Raw genomic sequence first — 18,257 nt, 5'->3', positions numbered from 1 at the left:
AAGCAGTTCAGTATGATGACAGCACTACTCGCCTAGACCGGAACACATGATAGGTCGCGAACCTTTCGCGGCCTGTGTTTCAGGAGTCACGCAAATGCGTGTTGGAACCTTTTTGAAGTCATCCGGCTTTGCCGCCATCGCCGCAGCCCTGGCCATTGCCGCCATTCCTTCAGCTGCGAGCGCCCAGGAACGTGGCGGACGTGATCGCGGTTCATGGTCACAGGGCGGCGGCCAGTCAGGCCGCCAAGGTGGCCAATCATGGGGCGGTGGTCAGCGACAGCAGGCACCACAGCGCGCGCAGCGCGAAGTCCGCCAGGCACCGCAGCAGCGCGTGGACCGCAGCGCCCGGATGCCACGCGCCGACCGTCAGGTCCAGCGCCAGCCGGCCTGGGGCAATCAGCAACGTGAAAGCCGCCCGGTGGCGGCGCAGCCCAATCCGCGCGTGCCCTCCGCACAATCCCCGGGCCAGTGGCGCGATCCCGGACTCACCGGCGCGCGCACTGATCCGCGCCGGGACGGCCAGCGCGGGGTGACGGTCTGGCGCGGCGAAAACGGGCGCGGCAACGATCGCCCGGATACTCGCCGGGATAATGACCGGCGCGACGACAATCGCGGCTGGAACAATGGCCGCGACAATGGCCAGCGCTGGAACGACAACCGTGGTCGCGACGACAATCGTCGCTGGAACGACAACCGGCGCGATGACGACCGGCGCTGGAACGATAACCGTGGTCGCGACGACAACCGGCGCTGGAACGACAACCGCCGTGGTGACGACCGGCGCTGGAACGACAATCGCGGCTGGAACAACAACAACCGATATGATCGGCGCGACAATCGGCAGTGGGATCGGCGCTGGCGCGATGACCGGCGGTACAATTGGAGTTCCTACCGCAATTCCAATCGCAATGTGTATCGCATCGGCACCTATTACGCGCCCTATCGCAATTACAGCTATCGCCGGCTGAGCATCGGTTTCGCGCTGGATTCGATGTTCTTCGGCAACCGGTACTGGATCAACGACCCGTGGCAATATCGCCTGCCCAATGTGTACGGGAACTATCGCTGGGTGCGGTACTACAATGATGTCCTGATGGTCGACATGTATTCGGGCCAGGTGGTGGATGTAATTTACGACTTCTTCTGGTGAGGGTGAATTCCGGCGTGCTTCTCCGTCGGAAGCCGTGACTGACAGCCTCCGGTCTCGCGACCGGAGGCTGTTGCCATTGGATCGTCAAACCTGCTTGCCAGCCGCGTCAAGCTTTGGAAAAGCTGCGCCATGATGAATGCCGCCTCGCTCGTCCCCGACCAGTCCCTGCTCGCCAAACAGGGCAAAGCCGTTCGCGAACGGCTGAATGCCGTACCCGGCATCTATCGCGTGCCGTCGCTGAAGGCGGAACTCTGGGCGCTGGGGGATTTCTTCACCCCGCAGGAATGCCGCAAGATGATGCGGATGATCGATGCCGGCGCCAAGCCGAGCAAGGCCTTCGACACCCCCTATTCCTCCGGCTACCGGACCTCCTATTCGGGCGATGTGGATCCGTTCGATCCCTTCATTATCCGGCTGCAGCGCCGGATCGATGATCTGCTTGGCATCGATCCATCCTATGGCGAAACCATGCAGGGGCAGCGCTATCTGCAGGGGCAGGAATTCAAGCCGCATACCGACTGGTTCCCCTATGGCACCCCCTATTGGGAACAGGAAAAGACCCGCGGCCAGCGCAGCATCACTGCCATGATCTATCTGAACGAAGTCGAAGGGGGCGGCCATACCGACTTCCCCGAATTGGGGCTGAGTTTCGAACCCAAGCCGGGCGTGCTGCTGATATGGAACAATGCCGATATGCAGGGCGTGCCCAATCAGGCGACCCTCCACACCGGCAGCCCGGTGACTGCAGGGCGCAAATATGTGGTGACCAAATGGTACCGGGTGAAGCCCTGGTACTGAACTGGTGGGGGGCCGCGCGCAGGCGAGCGGCCCCCACCGGTTCAAGTCAGCGCAGGATCAGGCGCGTGCCAGCGCCTCAGCAATCAGGCGGCGCGAATTGGCCACGCCATAGAGCGCGATGAAGCTGCCCATGCGTGGCCCCTGGCTGGAACCGAGCAGGGTTTCGTACAAGGCCTTGAACCAGTCACGCAGGCTTTCGAAGCCGAAGCGTTCATCCTTGCCGATTTCATAGACCAGCGTCTGCAGATCTTCGGCAGAGGCATCTTCCGCCTGTTCCGTCAGCGCCGCATCCAGCGCGGTGAGCGCAGCTGCTTCATTGGCGGCGGGCGCGCGTTTCACCAGCGAGGGGGCGACGAAATCGCGGTTGTAGGCGAGCGCATTGCCGACCAGCAGATCGAGCGCGGGATGCGCCGCGGGCGTGGGATCGGCGATATAATTGCCGAGATAGGACCACACCTGTTCGCGGGTGGCATCCGCGCCCAGCACGCCAACAAGGTTAAGCAGCAGGCCGAAGGTTACCGGCAGACTGTCCCCTGCCCCGCTACCGTCACCGGCCGCGCGCAGCAGATGCCAGACGGCATTGCCCAATTGCTTGTCCACTTCCTGGCCGGCCAAAGCGGTGCGGAACTGCCAATATTCGTCCACCGCACGCGGAATGACATCGACATGCAGGCTCTTGGCGCTCTTGGGTTCGCGGAACAGATAGAAACCCAGGCTTTCCTCGCTGCCATAGGTCAACCATTCCTCAATCGTCAGGCCATTGCCCTTGGACTTGGAGATCTTCTCCCCCTTTTCGTCCAGGAACAGTTCGTAGATCATGCCTTCGGGCTTGCGACCGCCCAGCACGCGGGCGATCTTGCCGGACTGGGTGACGCTGTCGGTCAGATCCTTGCCGCACATCTCGTAATCGACGTCCAGCGCGACCCAGCGCATGGCCCAGTCGACCTTCCACTGCAGCTTGGACTGGCCGCCCAATGCAGACTGTTCGATGATCTGGCCATTGTCTTCAAAACGGATGATGCCCGCTTCGGCATCGACCACTTCGACCGGCACCTGCAGCACCACGCCGCTGGTCGGGCTGACCGGCAGGATCGGGGAATAGGTCTTGCGCCGTTCTTCGCGCAGGGTCGGCAGCATGATGTCGAGAATGGCCTGATAATTGCGCAGCACATTGCGCAGCGCATCGTCGAATTCGCCGGCGTTGTAGCGATCGCTGGCGGCCACGAATTCATAATCGAACCCGAACCGGTCGAGAAAATCGCGCAGCATGGCATTGTTGCGCCCGGCAAAGCTGTCATCGCTGCCGAAGGGATCGGGAATCCGGCTGAGCGGCTTGCCCAGGTTTTGTTCCAGCACCGCCTTATTCGGCACATTGTCCGGCACCTTGCGCAGCCCGTCCATGTCATCGCTGAAGGCGATCAGGCGGGTGGGCGCCGGCGTGCCATCGGTACTGGCGACGATTTCATAGGCCCTGCGGACCAGAGTGGTTCGCAAAACTTCCTGAAATGTGCCGATATGCGGCAGGCCCGAGGGGCCATAGCCTGTTTCGAAAACAACCGGCGCACCGCCTGGCTTTCCATTGGGATAGCGTTTGACGATCTTCATCGCCTCCTGGAACGGCCAGGCTTTGGAATTTCGGGCGGCGGCGATCAGGGCTGCGTCAAACATGCGCGGCTAATGCGCAACAGGGCGCATTTTCGCAAGAAGCAACTCAACCCACCGCATGGCTGTGGCGTTTCGGCCACCCGGAGAGCGCTGCTCTTTCCGTACCGCACGGTGGCGCCCGAACGGCATCGGTTCCATTTCGGAACCATCAAGGGCAAACCCGGTTGGATCGGGGTTATCCGGCGTGCATGCCGCAGCGTTGATAATTTGGGCCAGGAGCGGGCATTTGGATTATCTGACCATTCTTCGCAATCAAGTGGTCGGCATGACCGAGGCAATGATTGCATCGCTGCCCAATCTGGTGATTGCCGCCGTCGTGCTGGTGCTGACCTGGGGCGTGGCGAAGCTGGCCAGTCGCATTGCCAAGCGGTTCATCGGCCATACCCATATGCGCGAAGCGTTGAAACAGCTGATCCGCACGCTGATACGGCTGTTCATCTGGATTTTCGGCCTGTTGATTGCCGCCACCATCGCCGTGCCCGGCTTCACGCCGGCCGGGCTGATTGCCGGGCTGGGCGTCGGTGCGCTGGCGGTCGGTTTTGCGTTTCAGGATATCTTCCAGAACTTCCTGGCCGGCGTGCTGATCATGCTGCGCGACAAGATGCGCATCGGCGACAATGTCGAAGCCGATGGCGTCAGCGGGAAAGTCGAACGGGTGACGCTGCGCGAGACGCACATCCGGCAATTTTCCGGCGAACTGACCATTCTGCCCAATGCGACAATCTTCAAGGGCAACACCAAGATCCTGACCGACCAGCCGCAGCGCCGAGATGATATGACCTTGTTGATCAATGACGATTGCGATCTGCGCCTGGCCGAGGAAACCATGCGCAAGACGCTGAAATCCGCGAAGGGCGTCGTGGTGGATGGGCGCACGCAGGACGTCTATGCCCAGGCATTCGAAACCGGATCGGTGCGCTTCGTGCTGCGCTGGTGGGTCGACACGTCGCACGATGACATGCAGCGGGTGAAGGCCGACGTCATCTACGCCATCAAGGATGCGCTGGAAGAAGCCGGGGTCGAACTGAACGACGGCTCGGTGACCTATGCCTACAAGGAAGGGGCCGAGCCGCCCCCCTTCCCCCGCGAGCAGGCTGACGCGGATCAATAGGCGGCTTGCGACTGGACTTTGCCCCCGGCAATGGCAGGATAATGGAACAGGCCCGGCAAGAGCGATCCTGCGCAGCGGCCCCAGAACAGATGTCTTGAGGGGAGGAGAGACCCATGAAGCGGATTTTCGCCGCCGTCAGCCTGGCGGCGCTGGCTGCCGGATGCAGTTCGGCCGATGATACCAAAATTGCCTCGGTCGCGACGGGGACCGAAGCCGGTTGCACCGCTTTGACCGCTGCGTCGCTCGGCGCCACGCAGGCCAGCGGGAAATGGGTTGCCGCCGCTGGCGAACTGCCTGCCTTCTGCGAAGTCACCGCCGTGCTTTCCCCCGCCGAAGGATCGCGCATCGGCGTGGTCTATCGCCTGCCGGCCGAATGGAACGGCAAGGTGCTGGGGATCGGCGGCGGCGGCTGGGCCGGCAATGTCACGCTGGAAGCGGCCAGCGAAGGGATCAGCAAGGGCTATGCCACGCTGCAGACCGATGGCGGCCATACCAGCACCGAAGTGTGGGACAACAGCTGGACCGCCAACCCCGAAGCGGCGACCGATTTCAGCCATCGCGCGATCCATGAGATGACCGTCGCGGGCAAGACGCTGGTCCAGGCATTCTATGAAAAGCCGCAGGAGCGCGCCTATTTCCAGGGCTGTTCCACCGGCGGGCGCATGGCGCTGATGGAAGCGCAGCGTTACCCCGATGATTACGATGCGATCATCGCCGGTGCCCCGGTCTACACGCTGCAGGTGCAGACCAGCGCGGTGCTGCGCAACAACACATTCGCGCGCGCCAATGCCGGATTTTCGGAGGCCGATCTGAAGCTGGCGCAGGACGCCGCGCTGAAATCCTGCGACGCGGCCGATGGCGCCACAGATGGGCTGATCAATGATCCGCAGCAATGCCGCTGGGACCCGGCAGAAATCCAGTGCACCGGGGCGAAGACCGCCACCTGCCTGTCCCCCACGCAGGTGACCACGCTGAAAACCGCCTATGACGGTGTGCGGTCGAGCGACGGACAATGGGCGATGTTCCCGCTTACCCGCGGCGGGGAAGCGGGCTGGAGCCGCTATATGAGCACCGAGGGCAAGGGTACCGACCCGACCCGTGGCGGCGGGCTGCTGGGGCTGAAATCGCTGCTGTTCGGTTCACGCGCGGTCGATTTCGACAATTTCCGCCCCGATGTGGATGTACCGCAAGTTCGATCCAGCGCCTTTGCTGCGATGTATGAGGCCAAGGACCCCAACCTCAGCCCCTTCTTCGAACGCGGCGGCAAGCTGATCCTGTGGCATGGCGAAAACGATCCCGGCCCCAGCCCGGTCGGCACCACGGATTATGCGCTCAAGGTGATGGACGGCAATGCAGCCGCCGCCAACAGCATGCGATACTTCCTGATGCCGGGCGTGGAACATTGCCGTGGCGGACCGGGCGCGGATCAGGTCGGCCTGCTCGATGCGCTGGATGCCTGGGTCGGTTCCGACAAGGCACCCGACCGCCTGATCGGCACCAAGGCCGACAAATCGCTGACTCGCCCGCATTGCGCCTGGCCCAATGTCGCCCAATTCGGCGGCAATGGTGATGCCAATGATCCCGCCGGCTGGCAGTGCGTGCCGCGCAAGAGCTGATGCAGGAATGATGTGGGACCGGCGGCGTCCATCGCCGCCGGTTCCGCTGAACATGCCGATATCCCCGGCGCTTTGTTTACTTTTCGTTCCCTTTACCCCATCTGTTTGCGGCCATGCCTGCGCTGATCCTCCCTGCCATTCACGCCAGCCACAGCGGCACCTGGCTGCGCGATGGTGACACCACCCGTGCGGTCGGCAAGGGGCAGGCGATCGTCGCCACGGCGGATACGCCGCTGCTGATGCTCAACGCCCCGCTGGTCGCCAGCCGGCTTGGCTATCCCGATTTGTCCGGGCTCGACCTGCTGGAACTCTTCGCCTTCGTGCATCCCGCGCGCTTCGTGGTGCCCACGCCCAAGGGCATCGCCCATGTGCTGGGCCTGCCCGAACCGGCCAGCGATGACGCCGTGCCGGCGCTGTTGCAGCAATGTGCCGGGCTGCTGCTGGAACGCTGCGAGAGCGAGGACTGGGCCGAGCGCGATGGCGCCTGGAGCGTGCTGCAATCGCTGATCCGCCAGCGCTGGCCCTGGGCGCAGGTGCTGAGCCCGCATGTGCGCCAGCCGCAGCGGGCGGAAAAATGGCTGTTCGCACGCCTGCCCGAATGGGAAGAGGCGGCCGAGCGCAACCCGCCCGCCCCGACCCATCTGAGCGATCCCGAAATCGATGCCAGGCTCGAACATCTGACCGGCGCCACGGCCGAACGGCGCGAAGGGCAGAAGATGTTTTCGCGCGAAGTGGGCCGCATCTTCGCCCCCCGCCCTTCCCGCACGGCGCCGCATCTATTGCTGGCGCAGGCCGGCACCGGGATCGGCAAGACGCTGGGTTATCTGGCGCCCGCATCGCTGTGGGCGGAAAAATCCGACGGGACGGTATGGGTGTCGACCTATACCAAGAATCTGCAACGCCAGCTGCGCCGCGAAAGCGCCCGTGCCTGGCCGCCCGAACAGGTGCGCGACCATGCGCCGGTGGTGGTGCGCAAGGGGCGGGAGAATTACCTCTGCCTGCTCAATCTGGAAGATGCACTACAGGGCGGGTTCGGCGGACGAGCGGCGATCCTGGCGCAGCTGGTCGGGCGCTGGGCCGCCTATAGCCAGGATGGCGACATGATCGGCGGCGATCTGCCCGGCTGGCTGGGCACGCTGTTCCGCAACCGCGCCATCAAGTCGCTGACCGATCAGCGCGGCGAATGCGTCTACGCCGGCTGCCCGCATTACCGCAAATGCTTCATCGAACATGCCGCCCGCGCCAGCGCGCAGGCGCAGCTGGTGATCGCCAACCACGCGCTTGTGATGGTGAATGCCGCGCGCGGGCGCGACCATGCGCAGCGGCCGACGCGGATCATCTTCGACGAAGGCCATCATGTGTTCGACGCGGCGGACAGCACCTTTGCCGCGGCGCTGACCGGGCAGGAAGCGATCGAGATGCGCCGCTGGATCATCGGGCCGGAGCGCGGATCGCGCGGGCGACGGCGCGGCCTGTCCGCCCGGCTGGCCGATGTCGCCAGCTATGACGAGGAAGGCGGACGCGCGATTGCCGCCGCGCGCGATGCGGCCGAACTGCTGCCGTCCGACGGCTGGCTGCAGCGGCTGGCAGAGGGCGAGCCCTGGGGTCCGATGGAGTCCTTGCTCGCCGCCGTGCGCGCGGTAACCTATGCCCGCGATGAAAGCGGCGGACAGGAAGCCGGCTATGCCATCGAAACCGAGGCCGCCGGGCTGGAAGGCAATTTCGTCGAACTGGCGCAGCAGGCCGCAGCCACGCTGGCGGCGATCCGCCAGCCGCTGATCCGCCTGTCGCTGAGGCTGGAAACGCTGGTGGAGGACGGGCCGGACTGGCTGGACGGCGCCGGGCGGGCCCGGATCGAAGGCGCGCGCCAATCGATCGGCTGGCGGGTGGATACGCTGGCCGCCTGGGAAGCGATGCTGAACCGGCTGGGCGGCGCGCCGGACCCGGAATTCGTCGACTGGCTGGCGGTCGACCGGTCCGAAGCGCGTGAATATGACGTCGGGCTGCACCGGCGATTCCTCGATCCGATGAAACCCTTCGCCCGGGTGGTGCTGGAACCTGCCCATGGCGTTGCCCTGACCAGCGCCACGCTGCGCGACAGCAAGAACTGGGACAGCGCGCTGGCGCGATCCGGCGCCAACCATATCGATGGCAAGGTGCTGCTCGCCAGTGCGGAGAGCCCGTTCGATTATGCGCGCAATGCCGAAGTGCTGATCGTGACCGATGTGAAAAAAGGCGATCTGGCCGGGCTGGCGGGCGCCTATGGCCGGATCATCGAAGCCTGCGGCGGCGGCGTGCTGGGACTGTTCACCGCCGTGCGCCGGCTGCGCGCCGTGCATGGGCGGATTGCCGACCGGCTCGCCCGCGCCGGCTTGCCGCTCTATGCCCAGCATGTCGACCCGATCGACACGGGCACGCTGGTCGATATCTTCCGCGATGATGCGCGCAGTTCGCTGCTGGGCACCGATGCCCTGCGCGACGGGGTGGATGTGCCGGGCGAATCGCTGCGCTGCGTGGTGATGGAACAGGTGCCCTGGCCCAAGCCATCGATCCTGCACCGCGCGCGCCGGGCCGCTGCCGCAGCCGCCGGGGGCAGCGCCACCGCGCATGATGACCGAATTATCCGCGCACGGCTGGCGCAGGCATTCGGCCGGCTGATCCGGAGCAAGGATGACCGGGGCCATTTCATCGTCCTGTCATCGGCCTTCCCCTCGCGCCTGCTTTCCGCCTTCCCGGAAGGCACGCCGATCATCCGCCTGACGCTGGAGGAGGCTTTACAACGCGTCGCGCCCGGTGTTTCACGGCTGGATCAACAGGCGGATTTGCCTGTCCATTCTTCTGAAGTGGAACGCGATTAGGTGAAGCGTCTCGGCCTTCTGCGCCATGCCAAGTCCGATTGGGACGATCGGACGCTGCGCGATTTCGATCGGGGGCTGAACAATCGCGGCCGCGCGGGCGCCGCGCTGATGGGGGCCCATATCCGCAGCCATGGCGTGGATTGGGACAAGATCGTCGCCAGCCCGGCCGAACGCGTGCGCCGCACGCTGGACGCCAGCGGGCTCGATTATCCCATCGACTGGGACATGCGCGCCTATCTGGCCGATTATCCGACACTGGAAGAACTGCTGCGCGAACGCGGCAAGACCTGCGATTCCGTGCTGTTGGTCGGCCACAATCCGGGGCTGGAAGAAACCATCTTCGCCCTGGTGGCACGCGAAAACGAAAACGACCTGTTCGCCATCGCGGCGCAGAAATTCCCCACGGCAACCTTCGCCGTGCTGGAACTGGCGATCGACGACTGGCGCGACGTCCAGCGCGGATGCGGCCGCATCGTCCATCTGGCCCGCCCGCGCGATATGGACCCGGATCTGGGGCCGGAAAAGTTTCGATAACAGGTCGGGCATCCCTGCCCGCAACTTCATTTCCGGTTTACAGCCGCGCACGATGGGTTTAACGGCCCGCGCGATGTTCCGGAAACCGATCATTATTATTACCCCGAAACCGACCCGCATGCGCGGGGCGGTCCGGGTTGCGCTGGCTAACTGACAAGCCAGCCCCGGACACAGCCCTGCGGAACGCGGGGCCTTCCATCAGGAATGTGATGCCCCGCGTCTCTGCCCAGCCAGGAGACCATAGCATGACGTCAATTCAAAACCTTCCCGCCAATCCCAACGTCGGCATCGTCGGTGCCACCGGTCTGGTGGGCGGCATGATGCTGGAACTGCTGGCAGAACGCGGATTTCCGCTGGCATCGCTGCGCGTGTTCGCCTCTGCCCGTTCGGCCGGCAAGACCATTCCCTTTGCCGGTGGCGAAGTGACGGTCGAGGATGCCGATACCGCCGATTACGCCGGGCTGGACGTGGTGTTCTTTTCGGCCGGTGGTTCCACCTCCAAGCGGCTGGCCCCGGTCGTGGCAGCGGCCGGCGCGGTGGTGATCGACAATTCCAGCGCCTGGCGTTCGGACCCCGAAGTGCCGCTGGTGGTGGCAGAGGTGAACCCCGATGCGCTGGCCAACCTGCCCAAGGGCATCGTCGCCAACCCCAATTGCACCACCATGGCAGCCATGCCCGTTCTGAAGCCGCTGCATGATGCAGCCGGGTTGAAGCGGCTGGTGGCCAGCACCTATCAGGCGGTGTCCGGCGGCGGCGTGGAAGGCGTGGAAGTGCTGCGCGATCAGGCCGTGGCGGGCGCCGATGGCTGCGCCGGTCTGGCGCGCGACGGCAAGGCCGTGGATCTGGGCGAAGTGCGCAAGTGGGCCGTGCCGATCGCCTACAATGTGGTGCCGCTGAACTATGTGCTGGGCGAAGACGGCTACACCGAAGAAGAACTGAAGCTGCGCGATGAAAGCCGCAAGATCCTGAAGCTGCCGAACCTGGCCGTATCGGGCACCTGCGTGCGCGTACCGGTGTTCACCGGCCATGCCCTGTCCATCAATGCCGAATTCGACAGCGCAATCGACGTGGAACGCGCGCTGGAACTGCTCAACCAGGCAGAGGGCGTGGAAGTGGTCGACGTGCCCAACCCGCTCGATGCGACGGGCCAGGACCCCGTTTTCGTAGGCCGCGTGCGCCCGGATCGTTCGGTCGAACACGGGCTGGTGCTGTTCGTCGCGAGCGACAATCTGCGCAAGGGCGCCGCGCTGAACGCAGTGCAGATTGCCGAGCGGATGCTGAAGACGGCCTAAAATCCTGCGCCCTTTCCCCTGAGTTGCAAGAACTGCATCAGTTGATGCGGCTTTTGCGTTTGAGGATCCGGGCTCGCTGATGGATAAAGGGGGTGCCTTTCAGGCATCCTCTCCCAAAACTCCAAGGCCCGCCGGCAACGGTTGGGCCTTTTTTCTTGCCCACCGGCAATCCACTGCCAGGGTACTGAACAGTCGAAACAACCTGTTCACAGTGCGGAGAAGCAATCCGGACCCGGCAGAATCTTGTCATCTTGGTGGCGGACGACATCGACAATACCTTAGCCCGGCTGTTGCACGACATTAATATCATCGCTTCAACCTATGGCTGGAAGGAGACTCATTGCCACCTCGCCGGCCAAACGGCGCGGACGCTACGTGGCGCTGATCGCAGAACGACGCGCCGCGCAGGGTACCCCTGCCCCCGGCTAATCCCGCAACCGCCGGATCACACTTCGCCATTCCATATCATTGCGCGGGAAAAACGGCAGATGATCGGGCGCCTGGGTGGTGGGCTTGAGATCACTTGGCCGCCGGCGACACTTCACGCAGTACAGCCGGCGTTCGACAACCGGGATGGCGTCATTCCACTGTTGCAGGAAGAACCAGTGGATCAGCTTGTTGATGTCGAGGATGGCAGTCCGTCGGCATTTGCCGCAAGTGGCCGCCAGATTGGCCTGCTGTCGCCGGTAATCATTCAGCGTCCGCCATCTCAAATTTGCGGGGCTGCCCATATTCCTGCCCGCATCACAGAGGCAGGGCCAATTGGCAGCGATCATCATCCGATTGCGTGGTCAGAGCGCGGATAACGCTTTCTGCCATTTCCTGGGCAGCTTTCTGACGCATGGCCTTGTCTGGCGTGGCGATGCCGAGACGAGCCCAGTCCGGCACCGTCAGAATGGCCTCACACACGATAAGCGGGTCGATTCGTTCCATCCAATGAGTATGGAACAAACAAGGAACAATTTGCAACCTCGTGATCACCCTGCCCGATCAGTTTGCCAGCGGGTCGGGCAGGTGTTCGATGATCTTGTCCAGCGTCATCGGGAAGCTGCGCACCCGCACCCCGCAGGCATTGTAGATGGCGTTGCAGATGGCGCCTGCTCCACCGCAAATCCCGAGCTCGCCCACGCCTTTGGCCTGGAGCGGGCTGGCGGCCGGATCGCGTTCTTCCAGCAGGATGACATCAAGATCGGGCACATCGCGATGAACAGGCACGTGATATTCGGCGAGATCCGGATTGGCGAGATGACCATCGCGCCGGTCGAATGCCAGCTCTTCCGTCAGCGCGCTGCCGATGCACCACACCATACCGCCCAGGCACTGGGACCGTGCCGTTTTCGCATTCAGCACCCGGCCAAATCCGAAAGCACCGGTCATCCTGCGGACGCGGGTCTCCCCGGTCCAGACATTCACGGCCACTTCTGCAAAAAACGCGCCGTAGCTGGCCTGCGTATATTGCATCGCCGTCTTGCCCGGCTTGATACGGCCTGTTTCGACCAACGCCTCTTCTCCGACGAGATCGGCGATGGAAGCGCTGCGGTTGCCCCCAGCGGCGTGCCCGTCGCGCAGCACCAGCTCATCCGTCCGGCAACCCAAACGCGACGCAAGCGTTTTACGGATCGCGCGGCTGGCGCTCAGCACCGCTGAACCGGTGGAAATAGCGCCGAAGCTGCCGCCTGACCCGGCACCGGTCGGCAGGGCACTGTCACCCAGGCGCACACTGACATGATCGATGGGAATCCCAAGAGTTTCGCCGGCGATCTGACCCAGAATGGCGTAGCTGCCGGTGCCGATATCGGTCTGGTCGCTTTCCACCACCAGGCCACCCTGCGGGGTCAGGGTAACGCGGGCTTTTGCCGGCATCATCATGTTGACGCGGGCGGCGGAGGCCATGCCCATTCCGATCCACCAATCCCCTTCCCGCCTGGCGCAAGGCTGCGGCTTGCGGCGATCCCAGCCGAAACTGCGCGCCCCTTCTTCAAGGGCCTGCGCCAGCATGCGAGAACTGTAGGGCGTGCCGCTCGACGGATGCCGTTCCGGGATGTTGCGCAGGCGCAGTTCGACCGGATCCAGGCCGACGCGTTCGGCCAGTTCGTCCATCGCCGCTTCGAGTGCTTGCATGCCGACAGCTTCGCCAGGGGCGCGCACCGAACCTGCCGGCGTGCGCGCGATCTTGGCCCGCTTTACGGCGAGGCGTCGATGCTCCCCGCGATACAGGAAATCGGTGGCCTGGGTTACCGGCTCTGCAAAATCCTCGTCCGGCAGATTGGACGTCAGCGCCTCATGCCCGATCCCGGTCAGCCGCCCTTCGGCATCGGCGGCAAGCCGGATGTGCTGGCGGGTTTCCGAACGGCGCATGACCGCGCGAAACACCTGCTGCCGGCTGAGCACGACGCGGACCGGCCGCGCCAGTTCCCGCGCGGCGATGGCCGCAGCAACCGCTTCATAGGAAATGCCGAGTTTGGAACCGAAGCCGCCACCCACATAGGGTGCGAGGATGCGGACATTCTTTTCGGAAATGCCCAGGCTGTCTGCCAGTTCTGCGACATTGTGCCCGATCATCTGGTAGCTGCCACGCAGGGTAAGATGATCATCGTTCCATTCCGCCATGGCCGCATGCGGTTCCATGGCAGCGGCGGCATGCGCTTCCGTCCGATAGGTGACATCGACGCTGTGAATGGCGTCGCGCATCGCCTGATCCAGATCGCCCTGGTCGACTGCGCTGTCTTCGCGCGCATCAACAACGGGCGTGGTCTCTGCCTCGGGATCGAAATCGAGTTGCACGGGATCGGTCGCAGCATATTCGATTTGCAGCGCATTGGCGGCGGCGACAGCCTGTTCGAAGGTTTCGGCAACGACCAGGGCCACGGGCTGACCGAAGTAATCCACTGTCTGCACGCCCTGGGCCGGCGCCTTCCCTGCAGTCCCCTGGGCAGCGCGGCGAAGCATGGCATCATCTGCAAAAACGCCGAGGACGCCGGGCATGCCCGCGATGGAAGCGCGATCGATCCATTTGACCGTGCCGGCAGAGATGGGGGCCAGAACAAAGGCGCCTTCCACACAATCCGGCAGCACATATTCGGCAGCGTAGCACGCTGTCCCGGTGACCTTGAGCTTCCCCTCCGGCCGGTCAAGCGGAGCACCGATCAGCCCCTGGGCGGTGGTGTCGAGGAAATTGTCCGTATCAGGCTTGTTGTACATGCCGAACATTCGTCACGCTCCCGTCGGTGCGTTGGAGGTCGCTTCGATCAGGGTCGCGATCAATGCGCGACGGACCAGCGGGATCTTGAAATCATTGCTGCCTTGCCCCTGTGCGTCGCGCAGCAGAATGTCGGCCGCCCGATCGAACAGGGCAGGGTCAGGCACCTGCCCGACGAGAGCTGCCTCCACCTCCGGATCGTGCCACGGCTTGTGCGCAAGCCCGCCAAAGGCAATTCGAACGCGATCCATCCGGCCATTCGCCATGGTCACGATCGCAGCAACCGAAACCAGCGCAAACGCGTAGGACGACCGATCACGGATCTTGCGATAGATATGCCGCCCGCCTGCCGGGGCAGGAAGGCGCACCCCCGTTATGACATCGCCGGGCTGAAGAACATTGTCCTGTTCAGGATGATCCGCCGGCAGTCGATGAAAATCCCGCGCGGCAACCATGCGTTCGCCTGCGACCCCTTCCACCACGATCTGCGCATCGAGCGCGGCAAGCGCGACCGCCATGTCCCCCGGATAGGTCGCGATACAGGCGTCGCTGGCCCCCAGAATGGCATGCAGGCGGGTGTACCCGCCCTGGGCCCCACAACCCGATCCCGGCGCGCGCTTGTTGCAGCGCTGCGTGGTATCGGTGAAATAGGTGCAGCGGGTGCGCTGGCACAGATTGCCGCCGGTGGTGGCCTTGTTGCGCAATTGCGGGCTGGCACCGGCCAGAATTGCCTGGGCCAGCAGCGGATAATCGTGGCGAACCCGCAGATCGGCGGCGCAATCGCTGTTGGTAACCAGGGCACCGATGGCAAGACCTTCACCATGTGCATCGATACCGCTCAAGGGCAGGTGATTGATGTCCATCAACTGGTCAGGCGTTTCCACCTCCAGCTTCATCAGATCGAGCAGATTGGTTCCGCCAGCGATGATCCTGGCCCCTTCCCTCACGCTTTGCGCATCGGCAAGGGCGGCGGCGCGGGCATAGGCAAAGGCCTTCATGCCGGATCGTCCATGGTGCTGCGAATGGCCGCAACGATGTTGGGATAGGCGCCGCAACGGCAGAGATTGCCGCTCATGCGTTCGCGAATTTCCTCTTCGGTGAACAAGGGTGCATCGGCGACATCGTGCCCCGCATCGCTGGCCCATCCCCATTCCAGTTCGGCGACCATGGCGGTGGCAGAAACGATTTGCCCGGGGGTGCAATAGCCGCACTGGAACCCATCATGACAAACGAACGCGGACTGCAAGGCGGATGGCGCCTCCGGTGTCCCGATTCCTTCAATCGTCGTGATCTGCTGCCCATCATGCATGATGGCGAGCGAGAGGCAGGAATTGATCCTTCTGCCATCCACCAGCACCGTGCAGGCCCCGCACTGGCCGTGATCGCAGCCCTTTTTTGTGCCAGTGAGCTGCAGATCCAGCCTGAGAAAATCAAGCAGGCTCCGCCGTGGATCTCCCTCAAACGCGCGATCGGTGCCATTTACAGTCAGCGTCGCCGTGGTGACCGCTGTCATGGGTTTGTTCCGGAATGAACGGTGAGCATCTGCATGGGGGCGAAACCCGTGAAATGGCCGGACGTTCCAGTTCCGATCTGGTATGCAGTCGCCCCGCCCCAGGACCACTTGAACCGGACCCCGATCATGCGCGCCTACACCGTCGTCGATGCCTTCTCCGCCACGCCGTTCAAGGGCAACCCGGTCGCGGTGGTGCTGGAAGCCGACGGGCTGAGCGATGGCGAAATGCAGGCAATCGCCAACTGGACCAATCTGTCGGAGACGACCTTCGTCCTGCCGGCCACGCAGGCTGGCGCCGATTATCGGCTGCGCATCTTCACGCCCCGGTCCGAACTGCCCTTTGCCGGCCATCCCACGCTGGGCAGCGCCCATGCCGTGCTGGAGGCCGGGCTGATCCAGCCACGCGACGGCATGCTGGTGCAGCAATGCGCGAAGGGGCTGGTGACCATCGCGATCGAGGGGACGGGCGCGGAGCGGATGCTGCACCTCGGATTGCCGGAGGCAGCGATAACCACACTGGCGCCAGACGATGTGGACGAGTTGGAGGCGGTGCTGGGTGCCCCTGTGGATCGCAGCCTGCCGCCGGCCATCGTCGATGTCGGCGCCATCTGGGTGGTGGCGCAAGCGGCCAGTGCAGAGGCCCTGCTCGCCCTTGAGCCCGACTTCGCCCGATCGGCCGCTTTCGAGGCCAGGCTGGGGGCGACGGGCCTTTCCCTCTTCGGCGCACATGCAGACGGTCATTCGGCGGATATCGAAGTGCGATCCTTCGCCGCATCCTGCGGGGTGAATGAAGATCCCGTGTGCGGCAGCGGCAATGGCAGCATCGCCGCCTATCGCCAGTTGCACGGTGCCCTGCCCGCGGGCGGCCGCTATTCGGCGACACAGGGTATCCGCACCGGGCGCGATGGCCGTGTTGCGGTCCGGATTTCCGCCCAGGGCAGCATTTCCATCGGCGGGGCCTGCGTAACCTGTGCCAGCGGAACGCTGTTCGCCTAGCACCCTGGCGATGCGGGGCGGCTGGACAGGCGGCGCTGATCGCTCTAAACGGAATGATATGTTATATCATTTAAATACAATCACCGACCCGGTTTTCCAGTCTCCCTCTTCGGCAGCTCTGCAAGCGCTGCGTAATGAGGCGGCCGAAATGGCGGTGTGGCAACGTCCGCTGCCGTCAGATCTGGCTGATGCCCTCCCTGCACTCGATCTGGACGGACTCGACGACGTAACCCTGACATTGGACCTGCCGGTCACGGTAGATGGGCTGGCCGCCAATCTGGTGATTGCCGGTTATGACGCCCCATCCGCGCGACTGCTGGCCGCCGATGCTGCGCAACTGGCCCATCATCTGGCGCAGATCAGCGGCTGCGCGCGAATGAAACTGCGGCTGGAAATCATCGAGACCGATGCCTGCCGCCGGTTTCACGCCGATTATGTCACCTACCGAATGCTCACCACCTATCGCGGGCCGGCCACGCAATGGATCAGGGCAAAGCATCCTGATGATATCGCACAGTTGCAAACCGGCGATGTCGCTGTGCTGAAAGGCAGATTGCTGACGGAGGAGCCTGCCGTGCTCCACCGGTCCCCGCCGATTGCGGGAACTGGCACGCAGCGCCTGCTGCTGGTGCTGGATCCAGTGATGGAGTGAGATGACCGGCGTCGAGCCGGTCAGGCCGCTAGTGCGCGAGCAAGCCGATCGCGAATCTGGCGCAATTCAGGCAGGATACTGGCGGCGAGAACGGCCGCCGGCTCTGCCATCGGGGCGGTCGGTGCAGCCTGCGCTTCTGCCTCCGAAACCGATTTTGCGGCGATCGCCTGGCGGGCCCCCTTCAGCGTGTAGCCTTCGTGATTGACCAGTCGATTGATGGTTTCGACAAGCGTCACATCTTCGGGGCGATAATAGCGCCTGCCGCCACTGCGCTTGAGCGGTTTGAGCATGGGGAACTGCTGTTCCCAATAGCGCAAGACATGCTGACGAATGTCGAGTGCCTGCGAAAGCTCCCCGATGGTGCGCAGCGCGCCCGGGTCCTTACCGTCGTCAAAACGCAGTTGGCGGTCGTCGCTCACTCGCCCTCCGAAATCCTGTCTTTCAGCTTCTGGCTGGCACGGAAGGTCATCACGCGGCGGGGCGTGATCGCAGCCTCGACGCCCGTCTTGGGGTTGCGGCCGATACGTTCCTTCTTGTCACGCAGAACAAAGCTGCCGAAACCGGAAATCTTCACATTCTGGCCTTCAGCCATGGCATCGCCCATCTTGCCCAGGATCTCTTCGACCAGAGCCAGACTTTCGGCACGGGAGAATCCCATGCGACGGTTGATTGTTTCGGCCAGATCGGCGCGAGTCAGCGTGCCCACGGATCGCATCATATTGCGAAACCTTCCCTCTACCTGCTTGCAGTAAGGCGGACTTGATGCAGGAAATGCAATGGTCTGGCAAGCGGCGCGGGTTACAAATTAACCGCCGCATGGCTCGGATTAGTTAGAAAATTTCGCGCCGGGATGCAGCGTTGCGGCCTGAGTGG

General features: G+C 63.8%; 17 protein-coding genes. 9 read left to right on the top strand and 8 right to left on the bottom strand.

The features are described 5' to 3' along the window. Nucleotides 1-94 precede the first annotated feature (94 nt). The gene (locus GRI97_RS06535; protein WP_161390258.1) at nt 95-1,150 is read left to right on the top strand and encodes an RcnB family protein; all 1,056 of its coding nucleotides are present in this window, start codon (nt 95-97) and stop codon (nt 1,148-1,150) included. A 129-nt stretch (nt 1,151-1,279) separates the two neighbouring features. Further along, a complete protein-coding gene (locus tag GRI97_RS06530) occupies nt 1,280-1,948 on the top strand; it encodes a prolyl hydroxylase family protein (RefSeq protein WP_328598508.1) in 669 nt (222 codons plus the stop codon). Between the two features lie 57 nt (nt 1,949-2,005). On the opposite strand, the gene GRI97_RS06525 is transcribed toward GRI97_RS06530, so the two are convergent. Beyond that, nucleotides 2,006-3,616, bottom strand: coding sequence for a lysine--tRNA ligase (locus tag GRI97_RS06525; RefSeq protein ID WP_161390257.1), 1,611 nt, complete (start codon nt 3,614-3,616; stop codon nt 2,006-2,008). 223 nt (nt 3,617-3,839) lie between these two features. Here GRI97_RS06525 and GRI97_RS06520 point away from each other — a divergent pair, with 223 nt between their 5' ends. The 5 genes from GRI97_RS06520 to GRI97_RS06500 all read left to right on the top strand — a co-directional run bounded on the left by GRI97_RS06520 (nt 3,840) and on the right by GRI97_RS06500 (nt 11,024). Beyond that, entirely contained in the window at nt 3,840-4,724 is an 885-nt protein-coding gene (locus tag GRI97_RS06520) for a mechanosensitive ion channel family protein (protein WP_161390256.1), read from the top strand. A gap of 113 nt (nt 4,725-4,837) precedes the next feature. Then, nucleotides 4,838-6,340 carry a tannase/feruloyl esterase family alpha/beta hydrolase gene (locus tag GRI97_RS06515; RefSeq protein ID WP_161390255.1) on the top strand — a complete coding sequence of 501 codons (1,503 nt, stop codon included), beginning with the start codon at nt 4,838-4,840 and terminating at the stop codon, nt 6,338-6,340. 113 nt (nt 6,341-6,453) lie between these two features. Beyond that, on the top strand, nt 6,454-9,198 hold the full coding sequence (locus tag GRI97_RS06510; protein WP_161390254.1) for an ATP-dependent DNA helicase: 2,745 nt from the start codon (nt 6,454-6,456) through the stop codon (nt 9,196-9,198). Next, nucleotides 9,199-9,732: a SixA phosphatase family protein gene (locus GRI97_RS06505; RefSeq protein WP_161390253.1), complete on the top strand. Its 534-nt coding sequence runs from the start codon at nt 9,199-9,201 to the stop codon at nt 9,730-9,732. 245 nt (nt 9,733-9,977) lie between these two features. Further along, the gene (locus GRI97_RS06500) at nt 9,978-11,024 is read left to right on the top strand and encodes an aspartate-semialdehyde dehydrogenase (RefSeq protein WP_161390252.1); all 1,047 of its coding nucleotides are present in this window, start codon (nt 9,978-9,980) and stop codon (nt 11,022-11,024) included. 425 nt (nt 11,025-11,449) lie between these two features. Here the strand turns inward: GRI97_RS06500 and GRI97_RS06495 are convergent, their stop codons facing one another. From GRI97_RS06495 to GRI97_RS06475, 5 genes are read right to left on the bottom strand one after another with little or no spacing between them, the layout of a single operon-like run. Beyond that, nucleotides 11,450-11,755, bottom strand: a complete 306-nt coding sequence (locus GRI97_RS06495; protein ID WP_161390251.1) for a hypothetical protein — start codon at nt 11,753-11,755, stop codon at nt 11,450-11,452. A 13-nt stretch (nt 11,756-11,768) separates the two neighbouring features. After that, nucleotides 11,769-12,005: a DUF6771 family protein gene (locus tag GRI97_RS06490; protein WP_328598507.1), complete on the bottom strand. Its 237-nt coding sequence runs from the start codon at nt 12,003-12,005 to the stop codon at nt 11,769-11,771. Nucleotides 12,006-12,014: 9 nt separating this feature from the next. Beyond that, nucleotides 12,015-14,234, bottom strand: a complete 2,220-nt coding sequence (locus GRI97_RS06485) for a xanthine dehydrogenase family protein molybdopterin-binding subunit (protein WP_161390249.1) — start codon at nt 14,232-14,234, stop codon at nt 12,015-12,017. Nucleotides 14,235-14,237: 3 nt separating this feature from the next. Beyond that, complete coding sequence (locus GRI97_RS06480; protein ID WP_161390248.1) at nt 14,238-15,221, bottom strand: FAD binding domain-containing protein; 984 nt, start codon at nt 15,219-15,221, stop codon at nt 14,238-14,240. After that, a complete protein-coding gene (locus GRI97_RS06475; protein WP_161390247.1) occupies nt 15,218-15,736 on the bottom strand; it encodes a 2Fe-2S iron-sulfur cluster-binding protein in 519 nt (172 codons plus the stop codon). The genes GRI97_RS06480 and GRI97_RS06475 overlap by 4 nt, the downstream gene beginning before the upstream one ends. Before the next feature lie 126 nt (nt 15,737-15,862). Here GRI97_RS06475 and GRI97_RS06470 point away from each other — a divergent pair, with 126 nt between their 5' ends. Both GRI97_RS06470 and GRI97_RS06465 read left to right on the top strand, forming a co-directional pair. Further along, nucleotides 15,863-16,732: a PhzF family phenazine biosynthesis protein gene (locus GRI97_RS06470; RefSeq protein ID WP_235917627.1), complete on the top strand. Its 870-nt coding sequence runs from the start codon at nt 15,863-15,865 to the stop codon at nt 16,730-16,732. Between the two features lie 10 nt (nt 16,733-16,742). After that, nucleotides 16,743-17,384 carry a DUF1826 domain-containing protein gene (locus GRI97_RS06465; protein WP_161390246.1) on the top strand — a complete coding sequence of 214 codons (642 nt, stop codon included), beginning with the start codon at nt 16,743-16,745 and terminating at the stop codon, nt 17,382-17,384. Nucleotides 17,385-17,404: 20 nt separating this feature from the next. Here GRI97_RS06465 and GRI97_RS06460 read toward each other — a convergent pair whose 3' ends face one another. Together GRI97_RS06460 and GRI97_RS06455 are read right to left on the bottom strand one after the other, a co-directional pair. Beyond that, nucleotides 17,405-17,803, bottom strand: a complete 399-nt coding sequence (locus GRI97_RS06460) for a MerR family transcriptional regulator (RefSeq protein ID WP_328598506.1) — start codon at nt 17,801-17,803, stop codon at nt 17,405-17,407. Continuing rightward, nucleotides 17,800-18,102 (bottom strand): integration host factor subunit alpha, encoded by a 303-nt coding sequence (locus GRI97_RS06455; RefSeq protein WP_161390245.1) that lies wholly within the window; start codon nt 18,100-18,102, stop codon nt 17,800-17,802. Before GRI97_RS06455 ends, GRI97_RS06460 begins: the two co-directional genes overlap by 4 nt. Nucleotides 18,103-18,257: the final 155 nt, after the last annotated feature.

It is taken from the genome of Croceibacterium xixiisoli (genome assembly GCF_009827305.1).
In the GTDB taxonomy this organism is placed as follows: domain Bacteria; phylum Pseudomonadota; class Alphaproteobacteria; order Sphingomonadales; family Sphingomonadaceae; genus Croceibacterium_C; species Croceibacterium_C xixiisoli.
Note: the sequence above shows the minus strand (reverse complement) of the source record. Positions and strands in the feature narration are given on the sequence as shown.

Bases quoted from the DNA above. Each gene is read 5' to 3' on its own strand.
- GRI97_RS06495 (WP_161390251.1), bottom strand. From the start codon at position 11,755: ATGGGCAGCCCCGCAAATTTGAGATGGCGGACGCTGAATGATTACCGG.
- GRI97_RS06535 (WP_161390258.1), top strand. From the start codon at position 95: ATGCGTGTTGGAACCTTTTTGAAGTCATCCGGCTTTGCCGCCATCGCC.
- GRI97_RS06515 (WP_161390255.1), top strand. From the start codon at position 4,838: ATGAAGCGGATTTTCGCCGCCGTCAGCCTGGCGGCGCTGGCTGCCGGA.
- GRI97_RS06525 (WP_161390257.1), bottom strand. From the start codon at position 3,616: ATGTTTGACGCAGCCCTGATCGCCGCCGCCCGAAATTCCAAAGCCTGG.
- GRI97_RS06510 (WP_161390254.1), top strand. From the start codon at position 6,454: ATGCCTGCGCTGATCCTCCCTGCCATTCACGCCAGCCACAGCGGCACC.
- GRI97_RS06465 (WP_161390246.1), top strand. From the start codon at position 16,743: ATGCGGGGCGGCTGGACAGGCGGCGCTGATCGCTCTAAACGGAATGAT.
- GRI97_RS06455 (WP_161390245.1), bottom strand. From the start codon at position 18,102: ATGATGCGATCCGTGGGCACGCTGACTCGCGCCGATCTGGCCGAAACA.
- GRI97_RS06475 (WP_161390247.1), bottom strand. From the start codon at position 15,736: ATGACAGCGGTCACCACGGCGACGCTGACTGTAAATGGCACCGATCGC.
- GRI97_RS06530 (WP_328598508.1), top strand. From the start codon at position 1,280: ATGATGAATGCCGCCTCGCTCGTCCCCGACCAGTCCCTGCTCGCCAAA.
- GRI97_RS06480 (WP_161390248.1), bottom strand. From the start codon at position 15,221: ATGAAGGCCTTTGCCTATGCCCGCGCCGCCGCCCTTGCCGATGCGCAA.
- GRI97_RS06470 (WP_235917627.1), top strand. From the start codon at position 15,863: ATGCGCGCCTACACCGTCGTCGATGCCTTCTCCGCCACGCCGTTCAAG.
- GRI97_RS06500 (WP_161390252.1), top strand. From the start codon at position 9,978: ATGACGTCAATTCAAAACCTTCCCGCCAATCCCAACGTCGGCATCGTC.
- GRI97_RS06485 (WP_161390249.1), bottom strand. From the start codon at position 14,234: ATGTTCGGCATGTACAACAAGCCTGATACGGACAATTTCCTCGACACC.